Genomic DNA, 19,273 nt, shown 5'->3' on the forward strand with positions numbered 1-19,273 from the left:
GGTGGTTGAACGGACAACCTCAATGCTCGCGGCGAATCCTCAGAGAACGATCAGAACGCCGCCGGGCGGGGACGGAGAGCAGGGCGGCCTTGTCGGGCTTGCCGCTCGGGGCGACCGGCACGCCGGCCACGGTCGTGATCGTCTGCGGCACGCTGTCGGCGCCCAGCTCGGCACGGACCAGCGCGCGGAGGGCGTCCGCGGCCGGCTCCCGGCCGCCGCGCGGCACGACGAACGCGTGGACGGCCTCGCCCGTACGGTCGTCCGGCGTCCCGACGACGTACGCCTCCATCACGTCCGGATGGCGGGCCAGCACGCCCTCGATCGGCCCGGCGTACACCACCATCGCGTTCACCATGATCACGTCGCGGGTGCGGCCGGTGAGGTAGAGGAACCCGTGCTCGTCCACCCGGCCGAGGTCGCGCGTCCGCAGCCAGCCGTCCCGCAGGGTCTCGCCGGTCTCGGCCTCGTCCCCCCAGTAGCCCGCCATCAGGTACGGGCTGCGCACGTAGATCTCGCCGTCACGCACGCTGACCTCCACCCCCGGATGCGGGCGGCCGACCGAGGCCAGCACGTGGGCGGGACCGCGCACGATGTCGGCAGGCGTGAGCATCGAGATCGAGCCCGCCTCCGTCTGCCCGTACCCCTGGTAGACCACCGGCCCGAGCCGTTCGACCGCCGCCGCCAGCCGGGCGGGGCTGATCGGCGAGCCGGACACCATCAGCCCGCGCAGGCCGCCGACGTCGACCGGCTCGTTTCCGAGCACGCCGAGCATCCGGTGGAGCCGCGGCACGGTGATGATCGAGCCGGTGATCCCATGGCGTTCGATCGCGTACGGGAAAAGCGGCCGCCCGTCCTCCTCGGGGATCACCGCCGTCCCCCCTCCCAGCACGCACAGCGCCAGGAACTCCATGACGACCATGCTGGCCAGCGTCCCGAACACCAGATAGCGCTCGAACGCGCCGGAGAGCTCCCGCGCGACCGGAGACCACGCGCGCGGCTGCCAGGCCCAGTGTTCGCCGAGCGCCCGATAGGTGATCGCGCATCCCTTCGGCCGTCCCGTGCTGCCGCTGGTGAAGTTCAACGCGGCGACGTCGTCCGGGCGGGCCGTCACGTCCACCGGCCGCCGTTCCGCACCGCACGCCTCAAGCGGCAGGACCGGGATCGCGAGCGCCTCGGCCGCCGCCAGCAGGTCCGGCGTCGCGGACGAACGGTCCACGACGAGGGAGTCGACCTCCATCCCGAGCACATGGGCGAGCTGCCCCGCCGTGTATCCGGGCCGTACGCCCACCACCCTGCAACCGAGCACATGCGCGCCGATATGGGCGGCGAACGCCTCGGGCGAGACCGCGGTGCACACGGCGAGTCCACGCCCCGGCCCGAGACCCGCCTCGCGCAGCGTGCTCGCCCAGCGCCAGATCAACTCCAGCAGCTCGCCCCGCGAGACCCTCCGGCCGCCCTGCTCGAAGGCGGTCGTGCGCGGCGAACTCCACAGCGCGTCGATGACCGACTCCGGAAAGCCCAAACCGTCCATCGCTTCAGCTCCACCCGATTGCCAGAGCAGACTTATCGACATACAACCGGCTCATCACCCCGCACAGTAGGCATCCCAGATCAGAAACGGATCAGATGTGAAGGTCATCGGCGCGGGATTCGGGCGGACGGGTACGAGATCGTTGAAGGCGGCGCTGGAGACGCTCGGCTTCGGGCCCTGCTACCACATGTCAGAGGTCATCGCCGAGCCCCACCGGGTGCGCCAGTGGCTCGACGTCGGCGAGGGCCGCGGGTCGGACTGGGACGAGGTGTTCGCCGGATACCAGGCGGCGGTCGACTGGCCCGCCGCCTCCTACTGGCGCGAGCTGGCCGAGCACTATCCCGGCTCGAAGGTCATCCTGACCGTTCGCGACCCGGCGAGGTGGTACGCCAGCGTCAGCGAGACCATCTTCGCCGGCGCGCTCGCCGAACGGCGCCGCCTCCCGCTCCGCCGCCGCCTGGTCCGCCGGCTGGTCCGCCTCCGCTCTCCCGACTTCGCCCTCTATCCGCGCATGGCCAGGGCCACGTTCATCGATCGGGTCTTCGACGGCAGGATCGACGACCAAGAACATGTGACCGCGGTCTTCGAACGCCACATCGCCGAGGTCAAGGCCACGATCCCGCCCGAACGCCTGCTGGTCTTCGAGGCCGGCGACGGGTGGGGCCCGCTGTGCGCGTTCCTCGGCGTTCCCGTGCCCGCCGAGCCGTATCCCCAGGTCAACGAACGCGCGGCGTTCCGGCGCAAACGGCCCCGCAGGCTGCTGCGCCTCATCGTGCGCGGCCGCTGAAGCCGCGCGACCAGGCCGGGCGCGAGGCCCATCACGACGTTGACGGTCAGATCGGTGGCGAAAAGGATCAGGCCGCCCGTCAGCAGCCGGTCGAGCCCGGCGGTCTGCGCGACGAGCGTGCCGACCAGCAGATCGCACCACAGCTTGACCGACCACGCGCCCAAGCCGAGGCGCAGGGCCACCTTGCCGATCACCACCACAACGTCCATGCAATGCAGACTCGGCGACCCCCCTGACATTCATCGCACAATCGGCTGACGGTTGCGAACTTTCGCTGACGGTCCCCTTCCTTCGCCCCCGGTCCGCGGGTGCGAGAGGATGACGGCATGGGAAAGGTCACCGCCACCGCAGAGAAGACGCTCACCGCGAACCCCGGCAAGGTGGTCGCCGCGCTCAGCGACTACACCGGCGTCCGGAGCCGGATGCTGACCGAGCACTTCAGCGAGTACGAGGTGCGCGAGGGCGGGCAGGGCGAGGGCACGGTGGTGCACTGGCGGCTCGCCGCCACCAGCAAGCGCGTGCGCGACTGCCTGGTCTCGGTCTCCGTCCCGGGGGAGCACACCCTGGTGGAACGGGACGCCAACTCCTCGATGGTCACCACGTGGACCGTCGCGCCGGAGGGCACGGGCTCGCGGGTCCGGGTCGAGACGACCTGGGACGGCGCGGGCGGGGTCGGCGGGTTCTTCGAGCGGCGTTTCGCCCCCGCCGGTCTGCGGCGCATCTACGAGGGCCAGCTCGCCAAGCTGGAGGCCCAGCTCTCCTGACGAGGCCGGCCGCCGGGCAGGGTTGGGGTCTGGCCGCCGGCGGCACGACGCGTACGCTCGAAAGGCAGAGGCCCTGCGTACGGGAGGTCGCCATGAACCAGTCCGGCTGGCAGCTCGGCGGATCGACCGCGGCGGGGTACGAGCGGCATCTCGTACCAGCGATCTTCGCCCCGTGGGCCGAACGGCTGATCGGCCTGGCCCCGCCCCGGCCCGGCGAGCGGGTGCTCGACCTGGCCTGCGGCACCGGCATCGTGGCGCGGACGGCGGCGCGGCGCATGGAGGACCGGGGCCAGATCGTCGGCGTGGACGTCAACGAGGAGATGCTCCAGGTCGCGCGGGCCGTGTCGGGCGAGCTCAGGCCCCGCATCGACTGGCGGCGGGGCTGCGCCTGCGAGCTGCCCTTTCCGGACGGGTCGTTCGATCTCCTCTACTGCCAGCAGGGCCTGCAGTTCTTCCCCAACTGGGACGGCGCGCTGAAGGAGATGCACCGGGTGCTGGCGCCCGGCGGCCGGCTGGCGCTCGCGGTCTGGCGGACGGTCGACTACAACCCCGGCTTCGCCGCCTTCGTCGCCGCGCTGGAGCAGCACGTGGACGCCGAGACCGCGTTGATCATGCGGTCTCCGTTCGCCGTGCTGTCCCAGGACGACCTGCGGCGGATGGTCGAGCAGACCGGGCTGACGGACGTGCGGATGCGCATCGGCGTGGGCGCGGCGCGGTTCGACTCGGCGGGCGACCTGATCGACAAGGAGGAGCAGGGCTCTCCCTTGAAAGGACCGCTCGGGGGCCTCGGCGCGGACGCCCGCGCGGCCCTGCGCGCCGATCTCGACGAACGCCTGAGGCCGTGGACCGACGACGACGGCGTGATCCTGCCGATGCAGAGCCACTTCATCACCGCACGTCGATGAGGGGTTTGTCAGTCGGGTGACAAAACCGACAAAAACTATCAACCCAACTCAATAGCGCGGCGACTCCACGCGGCCGATCGTAGGGGACCTCTCCGAGGCCATGCGTGGAGGTGTCGCGTTGTGACAGACGGGTCGCAGGCTCGTTCGCACGACTATGACGTGATCGTCGTCGGCTCGGGATTCGGCGGCAGCGTCGCGGCGCTGCGCCTGGTCGAGAAGGGCTACCGGGTCGCCGTGCTGGAGGCCGGCCGCCGGTTCGACGAGAGCACCCTGCCCAAGACGTCGTGGCGGCTGCGCCGCTACCTGTGGGCACCGCGCCTCGGTCTGCGCGGCATCCAGCGCATGCATCTGGTCGGCGGCAAGGCGGGTGTGCTGGTGCTGGCCGGGGCCGGTGTCGGCGGCGGCTCGCTGGTGTACGCCAACACGTTGTACGAGCCGCTCGACCCGTTCTACAAAGACCGGCAGTGGGGGCACATCACCGACTGGCGGGAGGAGCTCGCGCCGTTCTACGACCAGGCCAAGCGCATGCTGGGCGTGACGCTCAACCCGCTGATGACACCGGCGGACGAGGCGATGCAGAAGGTCGCCAAGCGCATGGGCGTGGGCGAGACCTGGCACGCGACCCCGGTGGGCGTCTTCTTCGGCGATGACAAGACCGTCCCCGGCGAGGAGACCGACGACCCGTACTTCGGCGGCGCCGGGCCACGGCGGAGCGCCTGCACCGCCTGCGGCGCGTGCATGGTCGGCTGCAAGGTCGGCGCCAAGAACACCCTCGTCAAGAACTACCTCTACCTCGCCGAGCAGGCCGGGGCGCAGGTGCTCCCCGACACCACGGTCACCGGGATCACGCCGCGTGACGGCGGCGGCTACGAGGTCGACATCGCCCGGACCCAGGCCCTCCCCCTCCGCAGGCACCGGCGGCTGACCGCCGAGCACGTCGTGCTCGCCGCCGGCACGTACGGCACGCAACAACTGCTGCACCGCATGCGGTCGAACGGCCGCCTGCCCGGCCTCTCGCCCCGGCTGGGCGAGCTGACCCGCACCAACTCCGAGGCCCTCCTCGGCGTGGAACGCATGACCGGCTGGCACCGCAAGGGCGACGTGGACCACAGCACCGGGCTGGCCATCACCTCGTCGTTCCACCCGGACGACAAGACCCACATCGAGCCGACCCGGTACGGCCCCGGCGACAACCTGATGGGCCTCATCCGGACGCTGCTCATCGACGGCGGCGGCCGTGCCCCGCGCTGGGCGAAGTTCATCGTCGAGGCGTTCCGCAAGCCGGGGATCATCCTGCGCGGGCTGTCGGTGCGCGACTGGTCCAAGCGGACGATCATCGCGCTGGTCATGCAGACCGCCGACAACTCCATCACGGTCACCCAGCGGCGGCGGGGCCTGCTCAGGCGTCGCCGGCTCACCGCGCGGCACGGCGGCGGCGAGCCCAACCCGACCTGGATCCCCATCGCCCACGACGCCGTCCGGATGCTGGGCGAGGAACTGGACGCCACGCCGGGCGGCACCTGGTTCGACCTCTTCAACATCCCGACCACCGCCCACTTCATCGGCGGCTGCGTCATCGGCGACTCGCCCGGCACCGGCGTGATCGACCCGTACCACCGGGTCTACGGTCATCCCGGACTGCACATCGTGGACGGTTCGGCGGTCACGGCCAACCTGGGCGTCAACCCCTCGCTCACCATCACGGCCCAGGCCGAACGCGCCATGTCCCTGTGGCCCAACCGGGGCGAGCCGGACACCAGGCCCGAGCTCGGCGCCGCGTACCGGCGCCTCACCCCGATCGCACCGCGGCGTCCGGCCGTCCCCGCACACGCCCCCGCCGCCGGCAGGCCCTGACGGCCGCCTCCGATCGCGGGCGACCGTGACCGAAAGGTGATGAACATTTCCCCGCCGAACGGCATCAGATGATCAGAATTGAGGCCGAGCGGCTGAGGGAGATCGGGGTGCGCGTACGAGCCTTGGTGGTGGCGCTGGCCGCCGGGTTGGCGACGGCCGCCTGCGCGGGCGGCGGGGACGGCGGCGGCACGCCGGCCGGCAAGGGCGACGGGGACGGCACGCCCAAGCTGACCATCACCCCGGCGCACGGCACCGGCGACGCCCGGCCCGACGCGGGCGTCTCGATCACGGCGGCGGGCGGCACGCTCAGCCAGGTCGCCGTGAAGTTCAAGGGCGTCGACGTGCCGGGCCGCCTGTCGCCCGACAAGACCACCTGGCGCTCGGCCTGGACGCTCGTCCCGGGCGGCCGCTACCAGGTCTCGGCGACCGCCGCCTCACCGAAGGGCCGCACGGCCACGGCCACCGCCGCGTTCCGCACCGTCAAGGACACCGCCGCGACCAGGATCAACAACGTGATCCCGAGCGCGAACGAGACGGTCGGCACCGGGATGCCGATCTTCATCCAGTTCACCAAGCCGGTGCCCGAGAAGGCGCGGGCGGCGGTGGAGCGCGCGGTCGAGATCTCCTCCACCACCCCGACCGAGGGCGCCTGGCGCTGGCTTGAGCCGGGCGAGTCGTTCAACGGGCTGCCGTCCCTGGTCTTCCGTCCCCGCAGCCCCTGGAAGCCGCGCCAGAGGGTCTCGGTCACCGTGCACTACGCCGGACTCAGGATCGGCGACAACGTGTTCGGCGACAAGGACGTCACCCGCAGGTTCCGGATCGGCGACTCGCACACCGTCACGATCAACGCCAGGACCCATCGGCTGGTGGCCAGGAAGAACGGCCGCACGGTCCGGAGCTGGGGCGTCAGCCTCGGTTCCGGCGGCGAGGTCCAGAACGGGGTCGACAAGCTGCTCACCACCAGCGGGGTCCACCTGGCCATGGACCGCAGCCGGATGGAGCGCATGATCTCGCCGGGCAAGAAGAAGGGCGACCCGGGGTACTACGACGAGCAGATCCCGTGGGCGACCCGCATCTCCAACAGCGGTGAGTACATCCACCAGAACATGTCCGATCCGAGCTGCCTGGGCAGGCGCAATTGCAGCCACGGCTGCGTGCGTTCACCGGCTGACGACGCGCGGTGGTTGTACAACTGGGCCTACCGCGGCGACATCGTGACGATCACCGGGACGGCCCGTTCCCTGGAGTGGTGGAACGGCTGGGGTTACTGGCAGATGTCCTTCGCCAAGTGGATGCAGGGCGGTGTCCTGAAGCAGCCGGTGACCACCACCCCGCTGACCTGACCTCCCCTGACGGACCGGCCCTGGCCTGGCTTGACCGGCCCCGACCTGGCTTGACCGGGCCTAGGCGAAGTCGGCGACGTGCTCGGAGGCCCACTGGGCGTACGTGCGGGGCTCGTGCCCGGTGATCTCCTTGACGAGGGAGTTGAGCGGGGCGGGCCTGCCGACCGTGGCGCCCATCAGGTCGAACAGGGCGTTGACGAACGCCGGGTCCATGAACCGGCCCATCTGCTCGCGCAGCACCTTGTCGTCGACCTCCTCGAAGCGGAGCGGCCGGCCGAGCGCCTCGCCGAGCACCTGGATCTGCTCGACCTGGGTGAGCGACTGCGGCCCGGTGAGCTCGTACACCCGGCCGGCGTGCCCGCCGGTGGTGAGCACCCTGGCCGCCACGTCCGCGACGTCCCGCTCGTGGATCATCGAGTAGGCCGCGCCGGCGTACGCGCCGCGGACGACGTCACCGCCCTTGAGCTGCATGCCGAACGCCAGCGAGTTGATGGCCGGGAACAGGATGCGGATCATCGTCGAGTCCACGCCCGTAGCCGTAATGGCCTTCTCCACCCCCGCGTGGTACTCAGCGATGACATCCCGCTGCGTGTCAAGGCCGTCCACGATGGCGCCGGACGACAGGAACACGATCCGCTCTACCCCGGCCTTGGCGGCGGCCTCAATGAACGCGGTCGCGTCCAATCCGTACGGCAGAACCAGGAAAACCGATGTGACGTCCGCCAGCGCCGCTCCGAAGGTCTCGGGCTTCTCCAGGTCGCCCCGCACCACCTCGACCCCTTCCGGGAGCCCGGCGCTCGCCGGGTCACGCGTCAGCGCGCGTACCTGCTCACCCGCTCCCACCAGGGCCTCAACGGTCTGACGTCCGAAATGAGCGGTCGCTCCGATGACCAGAATCATGATGATCTCCCTTTCTTCCGGCCGGCACGTACTCCGGCCGTCCGTGCACCTCCACCCTACCAGAACGGAATGCTTTGTTCCACTACATGGCCTTTGCTCTGATCTGTCCGTGCGCGCATGGTACGTCCCCCTGGATGACGCGCCGGATGGTTAGCCTGGGCCGGTGACCATCGAGCTGAGGCTGCTGACCGGGGTGGTCTGCCGGGGACGGGAGATCACGAGCCCCCGGCGCGCCGGGCACCGGCCGGAGCAGCGCCCGGCTGGCCGAGGAGCTCTGGCCGGGCGAACGGCCGGAGAACCCGGCCAAAGCGCTCCAGGTCATCGTGTCGCGGGCGCGGGCACAGCTGGGTTCCGACCTCATCGAGAGCACCCCGAACGGCTACCGGCTGACACTGGGCGAAGACCGGGTCGACGCCGCCGCGGTGCTGGCCCTGTCGTCCTCGGCCGTACGGCTCGCGGGTGCGGGCGATCACGCGGGGGCCCTCGCGTGCGCCGAGGAAGGGCTCGCGCTGTGGGACGGGGCCGACGACGATGACGGACCGCTCGACGACCCGGTGGCGGCGCTGCGCACGGCACGGCGGTCCGCACGGTGTTCCCTGGCGCGTGTGCGAGCGCTCTCGCTGGGCCGCCTCGGGCGGCGGGCCGAGGCACTGGAACCGCTGACCGAGCTGGTCCGCGACCGTCCGCGCGACGAGGAGGTGCTGGCGGAGCTGCTGCGGTGCGAGGCGGCGACCGCCGGTCCGTCCGCGGCGCTGGCGAGGTACGAGCTCTATCGGCGCGAGCTGCGCGACGAGCTCGGCACCGATCCCGGACACGAGCTCCAGTCGCTGCACCGGGAACTGCTGGAGGAGAAGTCGCCGCCGGTCCGGCACGGCGTGCGGCACGAGCCCAACCCGCTGCTCGGCCGCGATGGCGACATCGCCGCGGTGGCGAAGCTCCTGCGGACGTCCCGGGTCACCTCGATCGTCGGGGCCGGCGGGCTGGGCAAGACCCGGCTGGCGCACGCCGTGAGCCGCGAGACCGGGCACCGGGTCGTGCACTTCGTCCCCCTCGCCGGCGTCAGGGCCGACGCCGACGTGGCCGGCGAGGTCGCTTCGGCCCTCGGCGCCGGTGACGCCTGGAGCATCTCGGGACGGGGGTCGGCAGAGGCGCTCGCCGGGATCGTCCAGGCGCTCGGCGCGGGCTCGGTGCTCCTGGTGCTGGACAACTGCGAGCAGGTCGTCGGCGGCGTCGCCGACCTCGTTCAGTCGCTGGTGTCGATGACGCGGAACCTGCGCGTGCTGACGACCGGCCGCGCCCCGCTTGGCCTGTCGTCGGAGGCGGTCTACCCGCTGCCGGAGTTGAGCCTGGCCACGGCCGTCGAGCTGTTCGAGCAGCGTGCGCGGGCCGTGCGTCCCGACGTCGAGCTGCCCGGCGAGGACGTGACCGGGCTGTGCGGCCACTTGGACGGGCTGCCCCTCGCGGTGGAGCTGGCGGCGGCACGCGTCCGGGTCATGTCGGTCGCCGAGATATCCCGCCGCCTTGCCGACCGTTTCACCGTCCTGCGGGGAGGACCGCGCGACGCACCGGAGCGGCACCACACGCTGCACGCCGTCGTGGACTGGAGCTGGAATCTGCTCTCGCCGGGCGAGCAGGCCGCGATGCGTGCGCTGGCGGTCTTCCCTGACGGCTTCACGGCGGACGCGGCGCGGCGGCTGGTCGGCGACGACGTCTTCGACGTGCTGGAGCGGCTGGTCGACCAGTCGCTGCTCAAGGTGGGCGAGACACCGTCCGGCACCCGGTTCCGGATGCTGGAGACCGTACGGGAGTTCAGCGCCGCCAAGCGGGACGCCGCCGGCGAGTCGGAACGCTCGGTCGTGGGTTTCCTCGGCTGGGCGCGCGACTTCGCGGTGGCCCACCACGAGCTGGTCTTCGAGTCCGGCGTCACGGCCGCCGCCGTGGAGCGCGTGAAAGCCGAGCAGGACAACCTGCTCCAGGCTCTGCGGTACGGCTTCGACCGGGACGACCGTTCCACCGTCGCGGCCGGGTTCGCCGTGCTGGGCGGGCTGTGGTTCGTCGGATCGAGTTTCACGCGGCTCGCCGAGCTCTCGGCCCGGGCCGCGTCGGCGCTGGCCCATCACCGGCCCGAGCCCGGCCTGGTCGAGGTCACCCGGACGGCCCTGACGGTGTGCGCCACGAGCGCGTTCATGCAGGGGCCGTACGAGCCGCACTCCGTCGCCGCGCTGCGGCGGCTGCCACCGGCTCCGCCGACCAACGTCATCCGGGCCGTCACGATCGCGATCGCCGCCCTGCCCGACGCGCCGTGGTCCAGCCGGCCGGAACTGGACCGCCTGTGCGACCGCGACGAACCGCTGCTGGCCGGGGTCGCCAACCTCCTGGTCAGCTATCTGCGCGAGCACGCCGGTGACGTGCGCGGTTCGCTGGAGTCCGCCGCCCGCTCGCTGCGCGCCTTCGAGGCGGGGTCGCAGCTGTGGATGCGATGCAGCCTCCACTCGCGGCTGGCCGAGCTGTGCGTCCAGTTCGAACGCGGCGACGAGGCGCTCGACCATGTCAAGGAGGGCATGCGGCTGGCGGAGAGGTTGTCGCCACGGCCCTCCACGGACAACGCCATGCTCGCCATGGTGCTGGCCAACCTGGCGTGCGGTGACATCGACGAGGCGGAACGCTGGCTGGAGCCCGCGGCGAGCGGCGACGCGGGCGACGACTTCGGACTGCTCCCGGCGATACTCGGCGCCCGGGCGGAGATCCTGCTCGCCCGCGGAAAGATCGAGGAGGGTCTCCGGCTCTGGCGCAACGCCACGGAGTCGTGGGAGGACAGTGTCGGCGCGGTCTACCACCTGTCCGGTCCGGAGCCCTGGAGCATGGAGACCCGCGCGGCGGCCGTGGTCGCGCACGCGCGGCACGGGCGGCTCGACCTGGTCGAGGGGCTCGTCACCGACCTGGCCGCCCGGCTGACTCCGCTCCTGTCGCACCCCATGCTTCACCCGCCGTCCTATCTCGTGGAGTTGCCGACCTACGCCACGGGCCTGCTCGCGTTGGGAATGGTCGACATCGACCGGGGCACGCGTACCGGGGACGAGGCGGCGGCGCGTTCGGGTGCCCGTCTCGTCGCGCTGGCGGAACGCTGCGGATATCTGCGGCGCATCCATCCCACCATGGCGTCCGCGCGAGCCCGTGCCGCCGCCCAGAACGCCGACGAACGGGCGTACGCCGACGCGAAGTCGGAATACGCCCGTCTCGGCCAGGACGAGCTGCGCGTGGCCGCCTTGACGGCACTGCGGGAACGTCCCGCGCGCTAGGGCGCCGGCTCGCGGTTGAACCGGCTTCGCGACCAGACGAAGCAGACGACCGTGATGCCGGCGCACCACGCGATCGCCGCCCAGGCGCTGTCTCCGATCTCGGTGCCCAGCAGCAGCCCTCGCACGGTCTCGATGACCGGCGTGAACGGCTGGTGCTCGGCGAACTCACCGAGCCAGGCGGGCATGGAGCCGGTCGGGACGAAGCCGCTGCCGAGGAAAGGCAGGAGCATCAGCGGCATCGGCATGTTGCTCGCGGTCTCGGGCCCGCGGGCCGTCAGGCCGAACCCCACCGCCATCCAGGTGACGGCGAGCACGAGCAGCGTGAACATGCCCGCCGCCGCCAGCCACTCCACGGGCTCGGCGTTCGGCCGGAAACCGACGAGCAGGGCGACGCCGAGCACCACCACCATGCAGAGCAGGGTCTGGATCATGCTGCCGATGACGTACGCGGTCAGGATCGCCGGCCGGAAGATCCGCATCGTGCGGAACCGCGCCATGATGCCCTCGGTCATGTCGACCGAGACCATCACCGCCGTCGCGGTGGCGGTGCCGACCACGGCGAGGAGCAGGACACCCGGGGTGACGTAGTTGACGTACGCCTCCCGGCCGCCGGACGTCCCGCCGAGCCCGTCGCCCAGCGTCCCCCCGAAGACGTAGACGAACAGCAGCAGGAACACGACCGGCACAGCGATCATCGTCAGCGTCATGGAGGGGTAGCGGAGCATGTGCTTGAGGGCGCGCCGCACCATGGTCGCCGTGTCGTGCACGGCATGGGTCATCGTGCTCATCGCGCGTTCTCCTTCGGGCGGCCGGTCAGGGCGAGGAAGACGTCGTCGAGATCGGGGGTGTGGATCGACAGGTCCACGACCTCGATCGACTCGGCGTCGAGCGCGGCGAGCAGGAGGCGCAGCGACCTGACGCCGCCGTCGCCGGGCACGTGGAGGGTGAGCTCGTCCTCGGCCCGCGACACCCCGCCGAGCACGTCCGCCGCCCGCCGGAGATCGCCGGCCTCGGCGAACCGCAGCCGGACGTGCCCGCCGGGCACCATGCGCTTGAGCTCCCGCGCGGTGCCCTCGGCGACGATCCTGCCGCGGTCGAGCAGCGCGATCCGGTCGGCGAGCTGGTCGGCCTCCTCCAGGTACTGCGTGGTCAGGAAGATCGTTACCCCGGCCGCGACCAGTTCGCGGATGATCTCCCAGGTGGTCCGCCGGCTGCGCGGGTCGAGGCCGGTCGTGGGCTCGTCCAGGAAGATCAGTCGCGGCTCGCCGATCAGGGTCATCGCCAGGTCGAGCCGGCGCCGCATCCCGCCGGAGTACGTGGCGGCGGGCTTCCCGGCCGCCTCGGCCAGGTCGAACCGCTCCAGCAGCTCCGCGGCCCGCCGCCGGCCCGCCGCTCTGCCCACATGGTGGAGGTCGGCCATCATCCGGAGGTTCTCCGCACCGGTCAGCAGGCCGTCGATCGCCGAGTACTGGCCGGTGACCCCGATCGCGCCGCGCACACCGTCCGGATCCGCGGCCAGGTCACGACCCATGATCCAGATGTCCCCGGCGTCGGCGCCGATCAGCGTGGAGAGGATGCGCACGACGGTGGTCTTGCCGGCGCCGTTGGGGCCGAGCAGCGAGAAGATCGTTCCGCGCGGGACATCGAAGCCGATGCCGTCGAGCACGACCTTGTCGCCGAACGACCTGCGCAGCCCGGCCACGTGAATCGCCGTTGGCGAGGAGCTCGAAGTCATGCCCCGAGCATGCGGCCGCCCGGATTCACGGCGGTTTCACCGTGGTTTCAGGCCGTCCGGACGGCTGTTGCTGCCGCTGCCGCTGCTGCTCAGACCTCAGTACTCCTTGAGGACGAGGTTGTTGATGATGTCGCCTGCCTCCTGGAAGTCGGGCACCGCCTCGTCCAGTTCGACGTCGCCGCCCATGTCCACGGCGGCCTGGGCCTCGACCCGGGCCTTGTTGGTGTAGGCCAGCTCCTGGTTGCCCTGCACGTATTCGCGCAGCTCCCGCTCGTACGCGGCGAACGCCCGCACGTGGTCGCCGCCCGCGGCCTTCAGCTCGCCCGCCAGCACGTACGCCGCGACCATCGCCATCGTGGTGCCCTGTCCGGACAGCGGCGACCCGCAGTACGCCGCGTCGCCGAGCAGCACGACCCGTCCGCTGGACCAGGTGTCCATGTGGATCTGCGCCATGGCGTCGAAGTGGAAGTCCTCGGCCTCCCACATGTACTCCAGCATCCGCGGCACCTCCCAGCCCTCACCGCCGAGGCGGCCGGCCAGGATCCGCTTCTGTGCGTCGGTGTCCCGATAGTCGTAGTCCAGCGTCGCGTCGGTCTCGAAGCCCAGGTAGATGCGGCATTCGGTGTCGTCGCGGACGCTCATCACGCCGCCGCCCCAGGAGCCGCCCGCCACCTGGTGGAACAGCTGCCAGCGATCCAGCTCCAGGTAGTTGGGGATGCTCCACACGGCCAGGTAGGTCCCCATGTACTTGATGTAGTCGGTCTCCGGGCCGAAGGCCAGCCTGCGAGTGGTGGAGTGCAGGCCGTCGGCGCCCACCACCAGGTCGAAGGTCCGCGGCTCGGCGTTCCTGAACGTGACGCGCACGCCGTCGCCGTCCTGGTCGATCGCGGTGATCGAGTCGCCGAACAGGTACTCGACCTTCCCGGCCGACTCCGCCGCCGCGGCCATGACGAACGACAGGTCGTCGCGAAGGATCTCGATGTCCGGGCCGGCCAGGTCGCCGCCCGTGATCGTGCGCTCGGTCGTGCTGAACAGCTCGTTGCCGTCGGCGTCCACCATCGACATCCCGCGCATCTGGACACGCTTGGCGCGGATCTCGTCCAGTACGCCCATCCGTTCGGCGACCTCCAGCGCCGGGCCGCGCACGTCGATCGCCTGTCCACCGACGCGCAGGCCGGGGGTCAGCTCCACGATCGTCACGTTGAAGCCGTACCGGACCAGCCAGTACGCCAGGGCCGGGCCGCCGATGCTGGCGCCGGAGATCAGCACGTCGCGGTTCTTCGGTTCGGGGGTGTTCTGCATTTCGGGCTCCTCGGTCAGGCGTCCGTCTCGATGCGCAGAGACTCGCTGACCGCGCTGACCGGGAACGCACCACCGGCTGACGGCCGCTGACCGCGGGTCGCTCCGGCTAGAGCGCGGCGTCGAGATCGAGGCTGGCGAGCTCGGCCCGGGTGGAGACGCCGAGCTTGGGGAACGCGTTGTAGAGGTGCCGGCCGACCGTACGCGGGCTGATCAGCAGCTGCGCCGCGATGTCCCGGTTGGTGGCACCGGTGGCCGCGAGCCGGGCGACCTGCAGCTCCTGCGGGGTGAGGGACGCCGCCGCCTCGGTCTTCGGCCGGCGCGCGGCGGTCCGTTCCCCGGCGGCGCGCAGTTCGAGGCGGGCGCGTTCGGCCCACAGCCGGGCGCCCAGGCGTTCGAAGCTCTCCAGCGCGTTGCGGAGCGGGGCTCGTGCCTCGTGCTTGCGGCGCCGGCGGCGCAGCCACTCGCCGTACGCCAGCCAGGTCCGCGCCTGCTCGTAGGGCTGGTCGCTCTTCTGATGCAGGCTCAGGGCCTCGGTGAAGAGGGCCTCGGCGGAGTCGGCGGGGCCCAGCATCGCGCGGCACCGCAGCAGGATCGCGGCGGCCCATTCCTCCTCGCAGCCGGCGGTCCACTCCTCGGCCTGGGCCAGCGGCCCGCGGGCGGCGTCGGCGCGGTCGACGCGCACGGCGGCGTCGACCAGGTCGGCGACGCTGCGGCCGGCGACGAACGACCAGCCGCGCCAGTGCTCGGACATGCGGTCGAACGCCGCGCGATGCCGTCCGAGACCGAGGTCGAGCAGCGCGAGGGCCCACTGGCCGCTGAGCACGCTGTGCGGGCTCTGGTGATCCTCGCCGTAGCGGATGCCCTCGTTCGCCAGGGCACGGCAGCGCTCCTCGTCCCCTTCGAGGGCGGCGAGCCAGCCGAGCCAGCTGCTGAAATGCGCGGCGATCGGACTGTGCCCGGTGTCGGTGGCCAGCTGCAGCCCCTCGGCCGCCGTGACCGCGGCGACCTTGTGGCGCCCCAGCAGGATCTGCGCGTACGCGAGGTGGTGGAGCCCTACGGTGAGATGCCCGATCTGCCCGGTGCCGCGCCAGTCGGCGACCATCGCGGCCGCGAGCTCGTGGACGAGCGCCGGGTCCTGGCCGGCGATGAGCAGCAGTTGCGCGGTGAACTGCCGCAGCCAGTCGGTCTCGGGCACGAGGTCGCGCGCCCGCGCGGCGAACGAGCGCAGCAACGGGTACGCGCCCGGAACGTCGTCGCTCACCAGCCGGTTGAGTGCTTCGACGGCACCGATGTACGGAACGATCGGATCGTCCGGGGACAGCGGCAGCTCGCGGAGCCGCGCGACGCCGTCGGCGACCGACCTGGCGTCGCCGCCGTGCCAGGCGTTGTGCACGCCGATCACCAGCAGCTTGCCCGACCAGCCCGGCTGCACCTCGGCGACCCGCCGCGCTCCGCTGATGAGCGCGCGTCCCGACTCGCGCGGTGATCCGCACTCGAACTCCACCAGGCCGCGCACGACGGCCAGCAGCGCGTGGTCGGCGGGCTCCCCGGCGGACCTGGCGACCCGTTCGGTCAGCTCGGCCGCGCGGTCGAACTGGCCCGCGTCGGTCGCGGCGAGCGCGGCTGCGGCGCCCCGGCGGACCACCTCACGCGGGTCGGTGGTGAGCTGCGCGGCACGTTCGTACGCCGCGACGACGGCGGCATGACCGCTGCGTTCGGCGGCCCGCCGCGCGGTGCGTTCGAGCAGGTCGGCGACCTCGTCGTCCGGGCCGGTCGCCGCGGCGGCCAGTTGCCAGGCGCGGCGGTCGGCGTCCTGGTCCTCGTCCCAGGCCCGGGCGAGGGCACGGTGCGCGGCGCTGCGCTCGGCCTGTACCGCGCGCTGGTACGCGGCCGACCGTACGAGCGGATGACGGAAGCGCAGCACGCCTCCGGTCACCGTGACCAGGCCCGCCCGTTCGGCGGGTTCGATGGCGCCGACCGGGATCGCCAGCATGCGCGCGGCGCGCAGCACGACCGCGGCCTCGCCCGAGTCGTCGGCCGCGGCGACCGTGAGCAGGCTGCGGGTGCGCGCCGGAAGGCGTTCGATCTGGGTCACGAACGCGCGGCGGACGCGGTGCCCGATCGGCAGCGGGCGCACCGGCGACCAGCCCTCGCCCGCCGCGGAGCGCGGCAGCTCGATCAGGGCCAGCGGGTTGCCGCCGGCCTCGGCCAGCACCCGGGCCCGCACCCGCGCGGGCAGCTCCGGCGACAGGTCGGCGAGCAGGGCCGCCGCGTCCCGCTCGGCGAGCCCCGCGACCGGCAGCTCCGGGATGCCCCGGATGGGCACCGTCTCGGGGTCGTCGCGCAGGGCGAACACCAGGATGACGCCTTCACAGCGCAGCCTGCGGGCGGCGAACACCAGTGCCTGCACCGACGCCTGGTCGACCCACTGCGCGTCATCGACGAGGCACACGAGCGGCCGGTCTTCGGCGAGGTCGGACAGCAGCGTCAGCGTGGCCAGCCCGATGAGGAATCGCCCTTCGCCCTTCGCCGCCACCCCGCCGCACGTGTCACCCGGCGTCCCGTCGAGCGTTCCGCCGAGGGCGGCACGCAGTGCGGCGGCCTGCGGCGCGGCGAGCTCGGCCAGCCTGTCGTCGAGACGGCCGTCGTAGGCGTTCAGCAGCAGGTGCAGCCCGGCGAACGGCAGCTCGGCCTCGGTCTCGGTGCCCACCGCGCGCAGCACGCGCATCCCGGCCGCCGACGCGGCCCGCGCCGCGTGGTCGAGGAGGGCGGACTTGCCGATCCCCGCCTCGCCGTGGACGCACAGCGCGCCGCTCGTGCCCTGCCGGGCCCCGGCCAGCAGCCGGTCGATCACGGCGATCTCCGCCGTCCTGCCGTACAACACCCGCACCACCCTAGGTATATCTCCCCGGGCGGTCATAGTGGTTCCTAGTGGAATGGATTATTCCGTTCTGGTATGCTGGCGTGTCACAGCGGGACGACAGAAGGGCGGAACGATGAGCGACACCACCCCGTGGGCGGTTCTGAACGAGGCGCACGAGATCTTGCGCACTGCCGTCCGGGGAGTCCCCGCCGACGCCTGGACCAGGCCCACCCCGTGCACGGAGTGGAACGTCACCCAGGTGCTCCAGCACGCGGCGGGCGACCAGCTCGGCTACGCCGCGTTCATCACCGGCGGCCCGGGACCTGAGGACAACCCCTTCGCCCCGTCCGGCACGCTGTCCGGCGATCCCGAGACGATCCTCGACGACGCCCTCCGGGCCTCCGCCGCCGCCTGGTCCACGGTCGCCCCGGGCACGCGCGAGGTGCCGGTCCCGATCCCGCCGAACAAGCTGACCGCCGAGATCGGTGTCGCCGCCTGCGCGCTGGACGCGGCGGTCCACGGCTGGGACATCGCGGTGGCGACCGGCCGGCCGTCACCGCTCACCCCCGCGCTGGCCCGCGCGCTCATGCCCGCGGCCGAGGCCACCGTCACCGACCCGATCCGGCAGTACGGCATGTACGCCGCGCCGCACGAGGCCGAGGAGGGCGACGACGAGGTGGCCGCGCTGCTGCGCTTCCTCGGCCGCCGCCCCGGCTGGACCCCCGCCTGAGCAGCCTCACGGCGTCGTGCCGGTGAGGAAGGTCACGGCGTGCCGGTGAGGTCGTCGGGAACGTGCGGGAGGACGTTCTCGAAGTAGCCGAGGGCGGCCGCCATGGTCCCGACGTCCTTGCCTGCCCGCTCGGACATGAACCAGCGGTGTTCCAGGATCTCCAGGAAGATCTCCACCTCGTCCAGCCGGCCGCGCAGCTCGTCGGGGATCGCCTGGACGACCGGGTCGTACACCTCGGCCAGCCAGCGGTTGGCGGCGACCACCTCGGGAACGGGATGGCCCGCCTCACGTTCGAGGTGGGCCCGGTAGGCCGCGATGTCGTTGAGGAGCAGGCGGGCCTGGTTCTCCTGGGCGTCGATCCCCGCACGGGTGTAGAGGATGCGGCGATGGTGGCCGGGTTCGGCGACGCGGGTGCGGACCCGCATGCGGATGCCTTCGCCGTCGCCACGCGCGTCGGCGAGCTCCACCTCGTCCACGTCGAAGCCGAGGTCGTTGATCCGGCGGAGCCGTTCGGCGATGCGGTACCGCTGGTCGTCCGGATGCAGGATCTCCTCGCGGGTGAGCTCGTCCCAGAGCCCCTCGTACCGGCGCACCACCTCGTCGGCGGTCTCGACCGGATCCACCCCGGACGGGAGCAGCCCGGCGGCGAAGAGGTCGAACAGCTCGCCGCCGATGCGTTCGCGCGCCAGGTCGACGTCGTACTCGCGCTGCCCCTCGCTGAGTCCCTCGGGGTGCAGCTCGGCGGTCTCGGCGTCCACCAGGTACGCCGCGAACGCGCCCGCGTCGAGCCTGAACAGCGTGTTGGACAGTGAGCAGTCACCCCACATGAAGCCCGCCAGGTGCAACCTCACGAGCAGCTCCACCAGGGCGTCGAGCAGCCGGTCGGTGGGGTGCTGCCCGCCGCGCGGAGCGGTGAAGAGCGACCGGTAGGAGATGGCGTGGTCGAGATAGCGCGTCACCAGGATCGCGTCCAGGTCGCCGCCGCGTTCGACCACGGCCCCGACCGTCTCGACGGCGGGCAGGCCGAGCTCGTGGAGCTCGCGCAGCAGCCGGTACTCGCGGCGGGCCAGCCGTTCGTGCAGCTCCTTCAGCGCGTACAGCGTCCCGCCCTCGGCGGCGAACCGCACCACATGCCGCGACAGCCCGCGCTGCCGGATCTCCACCAGCCGGTCGTCGGTCCAGTGCTCCAGCGGCAGCCGCCACGGAAGCGTGAGCAGCCCCGCCGCGGACTCTCCCGGTGGCCGGAAGACGAAGTGCATC

The 19,273-nt window shown here is 72.1% G+C and carries 14 protein-coding genes; 7 read left to right on the forward strand and 7 right to left on the reverse strand.

The annotated features are described in order from the left end of the window. Positions 1-19: 19 nt before the first annotated feature. A complete protein-coding gene (locus ABD333_RS32170) occupies positions 20-1,531 on the reverse strand; it encodes a class I adenylate-forming enzyme family protein (RefSeq protein WP_344546303.1) in 1,512 nt (503 codons plus the stop codon). Between the two features lie 97 nt (positions 1,532-1,628). Between ABD333_RS32170 and ABD333_RS32175 the strand changes: the two genes are divergently transcribed. From ABD333_RS32175 to ABD333_RS32195, 5 genes are all read left to right on the forward strand, one after another. After that, positions 1,629-2,318, forward strand: coding sequence for a sulfotransferase family protein (locus tag ABD333_RS32175; RefSeq protein WP_344546304.1), 690 nt, complete (start codon positions 1,629-1,631; stop codon positions 2,316-2,318). 326 nt (positions 2,319-2,644) lie between these two features. After that, the gene (locus tag ABD333_RS32180) at positions 2,645-3,082 is read left to right on the forward strand and encodes an SRPBCC family protein (RefSeq protein ID WP_344546305.1); all 438 of its coding nucleotides are present in this window, start codon (positions 2,645-2,647) and stop codon (positions 3,080-3,082) included. Positions 3,083-3,174: 92 nt separating this feature from the next. Next, positions 3,175-3,987, forward strand: coding sequence for a class I SAM-dependent methyltransferase (locus tag ABD333_RS32185; RefSeq protein ID WP_344546306.1), 813 nt, complete (start codon positions 3,175-3,177; stop codon positions 3,985-3,987). A gap of 120 nt (positions 3,988-4,107) precedes the next feature. Next, on the forward strand, positions 4,108-5,841 hold the full coding sequence (locus ABD333_RS32190) for an FAD-dependent oxidoreductase (protein ID WP_344546307.1): 1,734 nt from the start codon (positions 4,108-4,110) through the stop codon (positions 5,839-5,841). A gap of 68 nt (positions 5,842-5,909) precedes the next feature. Next, complete coding sequence (locus ABD333_RS32195) at positions 5,910-7,184, forward strand: L,D-transpeptidase (RefSeq protein ID WP_344546308.1); 1,275 nt, start codon at positions 5,910-5,912, stop codon at positions 7,182-7,184. Positions 7,185-7,244: 60 nt separating this feature from the next. On the opposite strand, the gene ABD333_RS32200 is transcribed toward ABD333_RS32195, so the two are convergent. Then, on the reverse strand, positions 7,245-8,084 hold the full coding sequence (locus ABD333_RS32200; RefSeq protein WP_344546309.1) for an NmrA family NAD(P)-binding protein: 840 nt from the start codon (positions 8,082-8,084) through the stop codon (positions 7,245-7,247). A gap of 323 nt (positions 8,085-8,407) precedes the next feature. Between ABD333_RS32200 and ABD333_RS32205 the strand changes: the two genes are divergently transcribed. After that, positions 8,408-11,383, forward strand: a complete 2,976-nt coding sequence (locus ABD333_RS32205) for an ATP-binding protein (RefSeq protein ID WP_344546310.1) — start codon at positions 8,408-8,410, stop codon at positions 11,381-11,383. Here ABD333_RS32205 and ABD333_RS32210 read toward each other — a convergent pair. The 4 genes from ABD333_RS32210 to ABD333_RS32225 form a co-directional block, all read right to left on the reverse strand. Next, positions 11,380-12,171, reverse strand: coding sequence for an ABC transporter permease (locus ABD333_RS32210; protein ID WP_344546311.1), 792 nt, complete (start codon positions 12,169-12,171; stop codon positions 11,380-11,382). The two genes, ABD333_RS32205 and ABD333_RS32210, sit on opposite strands and share 4 nt — an antisense overlap. Further along, complete coding sequence (locus tag ABD333_RS32215; RefSeq protein WP_344546312.1) at positions 12,168-13,118, reverse strand: ATP-binding cassette domain-containing protein; 951 nt, start codon at positions 13,116-13,118, stop codon at positions 12,168-12,170. The genes ABD333_RS32210 and ABD333_RS32215 overlap by 4 nt, the downstream gene beginning before the upstream one ends. A 96-nt stretch (positions 13,119-13,214) precedes the next feature. Further along, a complete protein-coding gene (locus ABD333_RS32220; protein WP_344546313.1) occupies positions 13,215-14,420 on the reverse strand; it encodes an FAD-dependent monooxygenase in 1,206 nt (401 codons plus the stop codon). Between the two features lie 106 nt (positions 14,421-14,526). Beyond that, positions 14,527-17,304 carry an ATP-binding protein gene (locus ABD333_RS32225; protein WP_344546314.1) on the reverse strand — a complete coding sequence of 926 codons (2,778 nt, stop codon included), beginning with the start codon at positions 17,302-17,304 and terminating at the stop codon, positions 14,527-14,529. Positions 17,305-17,416: 112 nt separating this feature from the next. Between ABD333_RS32225 and ABD333_RS32230 the strand changes: the two genes are divergently transcribed. Further along, a complete protein-coding gene (locus ABD333_RS32230) occupies positions 17,417-18,013 on the forward strand; it encodes a TIGR03086 family metal-binding protein (RefSeq protein ID WP_344546315.1) in 597 nt (198 codons plus the stop codon). 32 nt (positions 18,014-18,045) lie between these two features. Here ABD333_RS32230 and ABD333_RS32235 read toward each other — a convergent pair whose 3' ends face one another. Continuing rightward, positions 18,046-19,272 carry a DUF4032 domain-containing protein gene (locus tag ABD333_RS32235; protein WP_344546316.1) on the reverse strand — a complete coding sequence of 409 codons (1,227 nt, stop codon included), beginning with the start codon at positions 19,270-19,272 and terminating at the stop codon, positions 18,046-18,048. Between the last annotated feature and the right edge of the window lies 1 nt (position 19,273).

This window comes from Actinomadura fulvescens, assembly GCF_039533225.1.
Taxonomy (GTDB): Bacteria; Actinomycetota; Actinomycetes; order Streptosporangiales; family Streptosporangiaceae; genus Spirillospora; species Spirillospora fulvescens.

Bases quoted from the DNA above. Each gene is read 5' to 3' on its own strand.
- ABD333_RS32195 (WP_344546308.1), top strand. From the start codon at position 5,910: ATGATCAGAATTGAGGCCGAGCGGCTGAGGGAGATCGGGGTGCGCGTA.
- ABD333_RS32170 (WP_344546303.1), bottom strand. From the start codon at position 1,531: ATGGACGGTTTGGGCTTTCCGGAGTCGGTCATCGACGCGCTGTGGAGT.
- ABD333_RS32220 (WP_344546313.1), bottom strand. From the start codon at position 14,420: ATGCAGAACACCCCCGAACCGAAGAACCGCGACGTGCTGATCTCCGGC.
- ABD333_RS32200 (WP_344546309.1), bottom strand. From the start codon at position 8,084: ATGATTCTGGTCATCGGAGCGACCGCTCATTTCGGACGTCAGACCGTT.
- ABD333_RS32185 (WP_344546306.1), top strand. From the start codon at position 3,175: ATGAACCAGTCCGGCTGGCAGCTCGGCGGATCGACCGCGGCGGGGTAC.
- ABD333_RS32230 (WP_344546315.1), top strand. From the start codon at position 17,417: ATGAGCGACACCACCCCGTGGGCGGTTCTGAACGAGGCGCACGAGATC.
- ABD333_RS32215 (WP_344546312.1), bottom strand. From the start codon at position 13,118: ATGACTTCGAGCTCCTCGCCAACGGCGATTCACGTGGCCGGGCTGCGC.
- ABD333_RS32180 (WP_344546305.1), top strand. From the start codon at position 2,645: ATGGGAAAGGTCACCGCCACCGCAGAGAAGACGCTCACCGCGAACCCC.
- ABD333_RS32235 (WP_344546316.1), bottom strand. From the start codon at position 19,272: ATGCACTTCGTCTTCCGGCCACCGGGAGAGTCCGCGGCGGGGCTGCTC.
- ABD333_RS32210 (WP_344546311.1), bottom strand. From the start codon at position 12,171: ATGAGCACGATGACCCATGCCGTGCACGACACGGCGACCATGGTGCGG.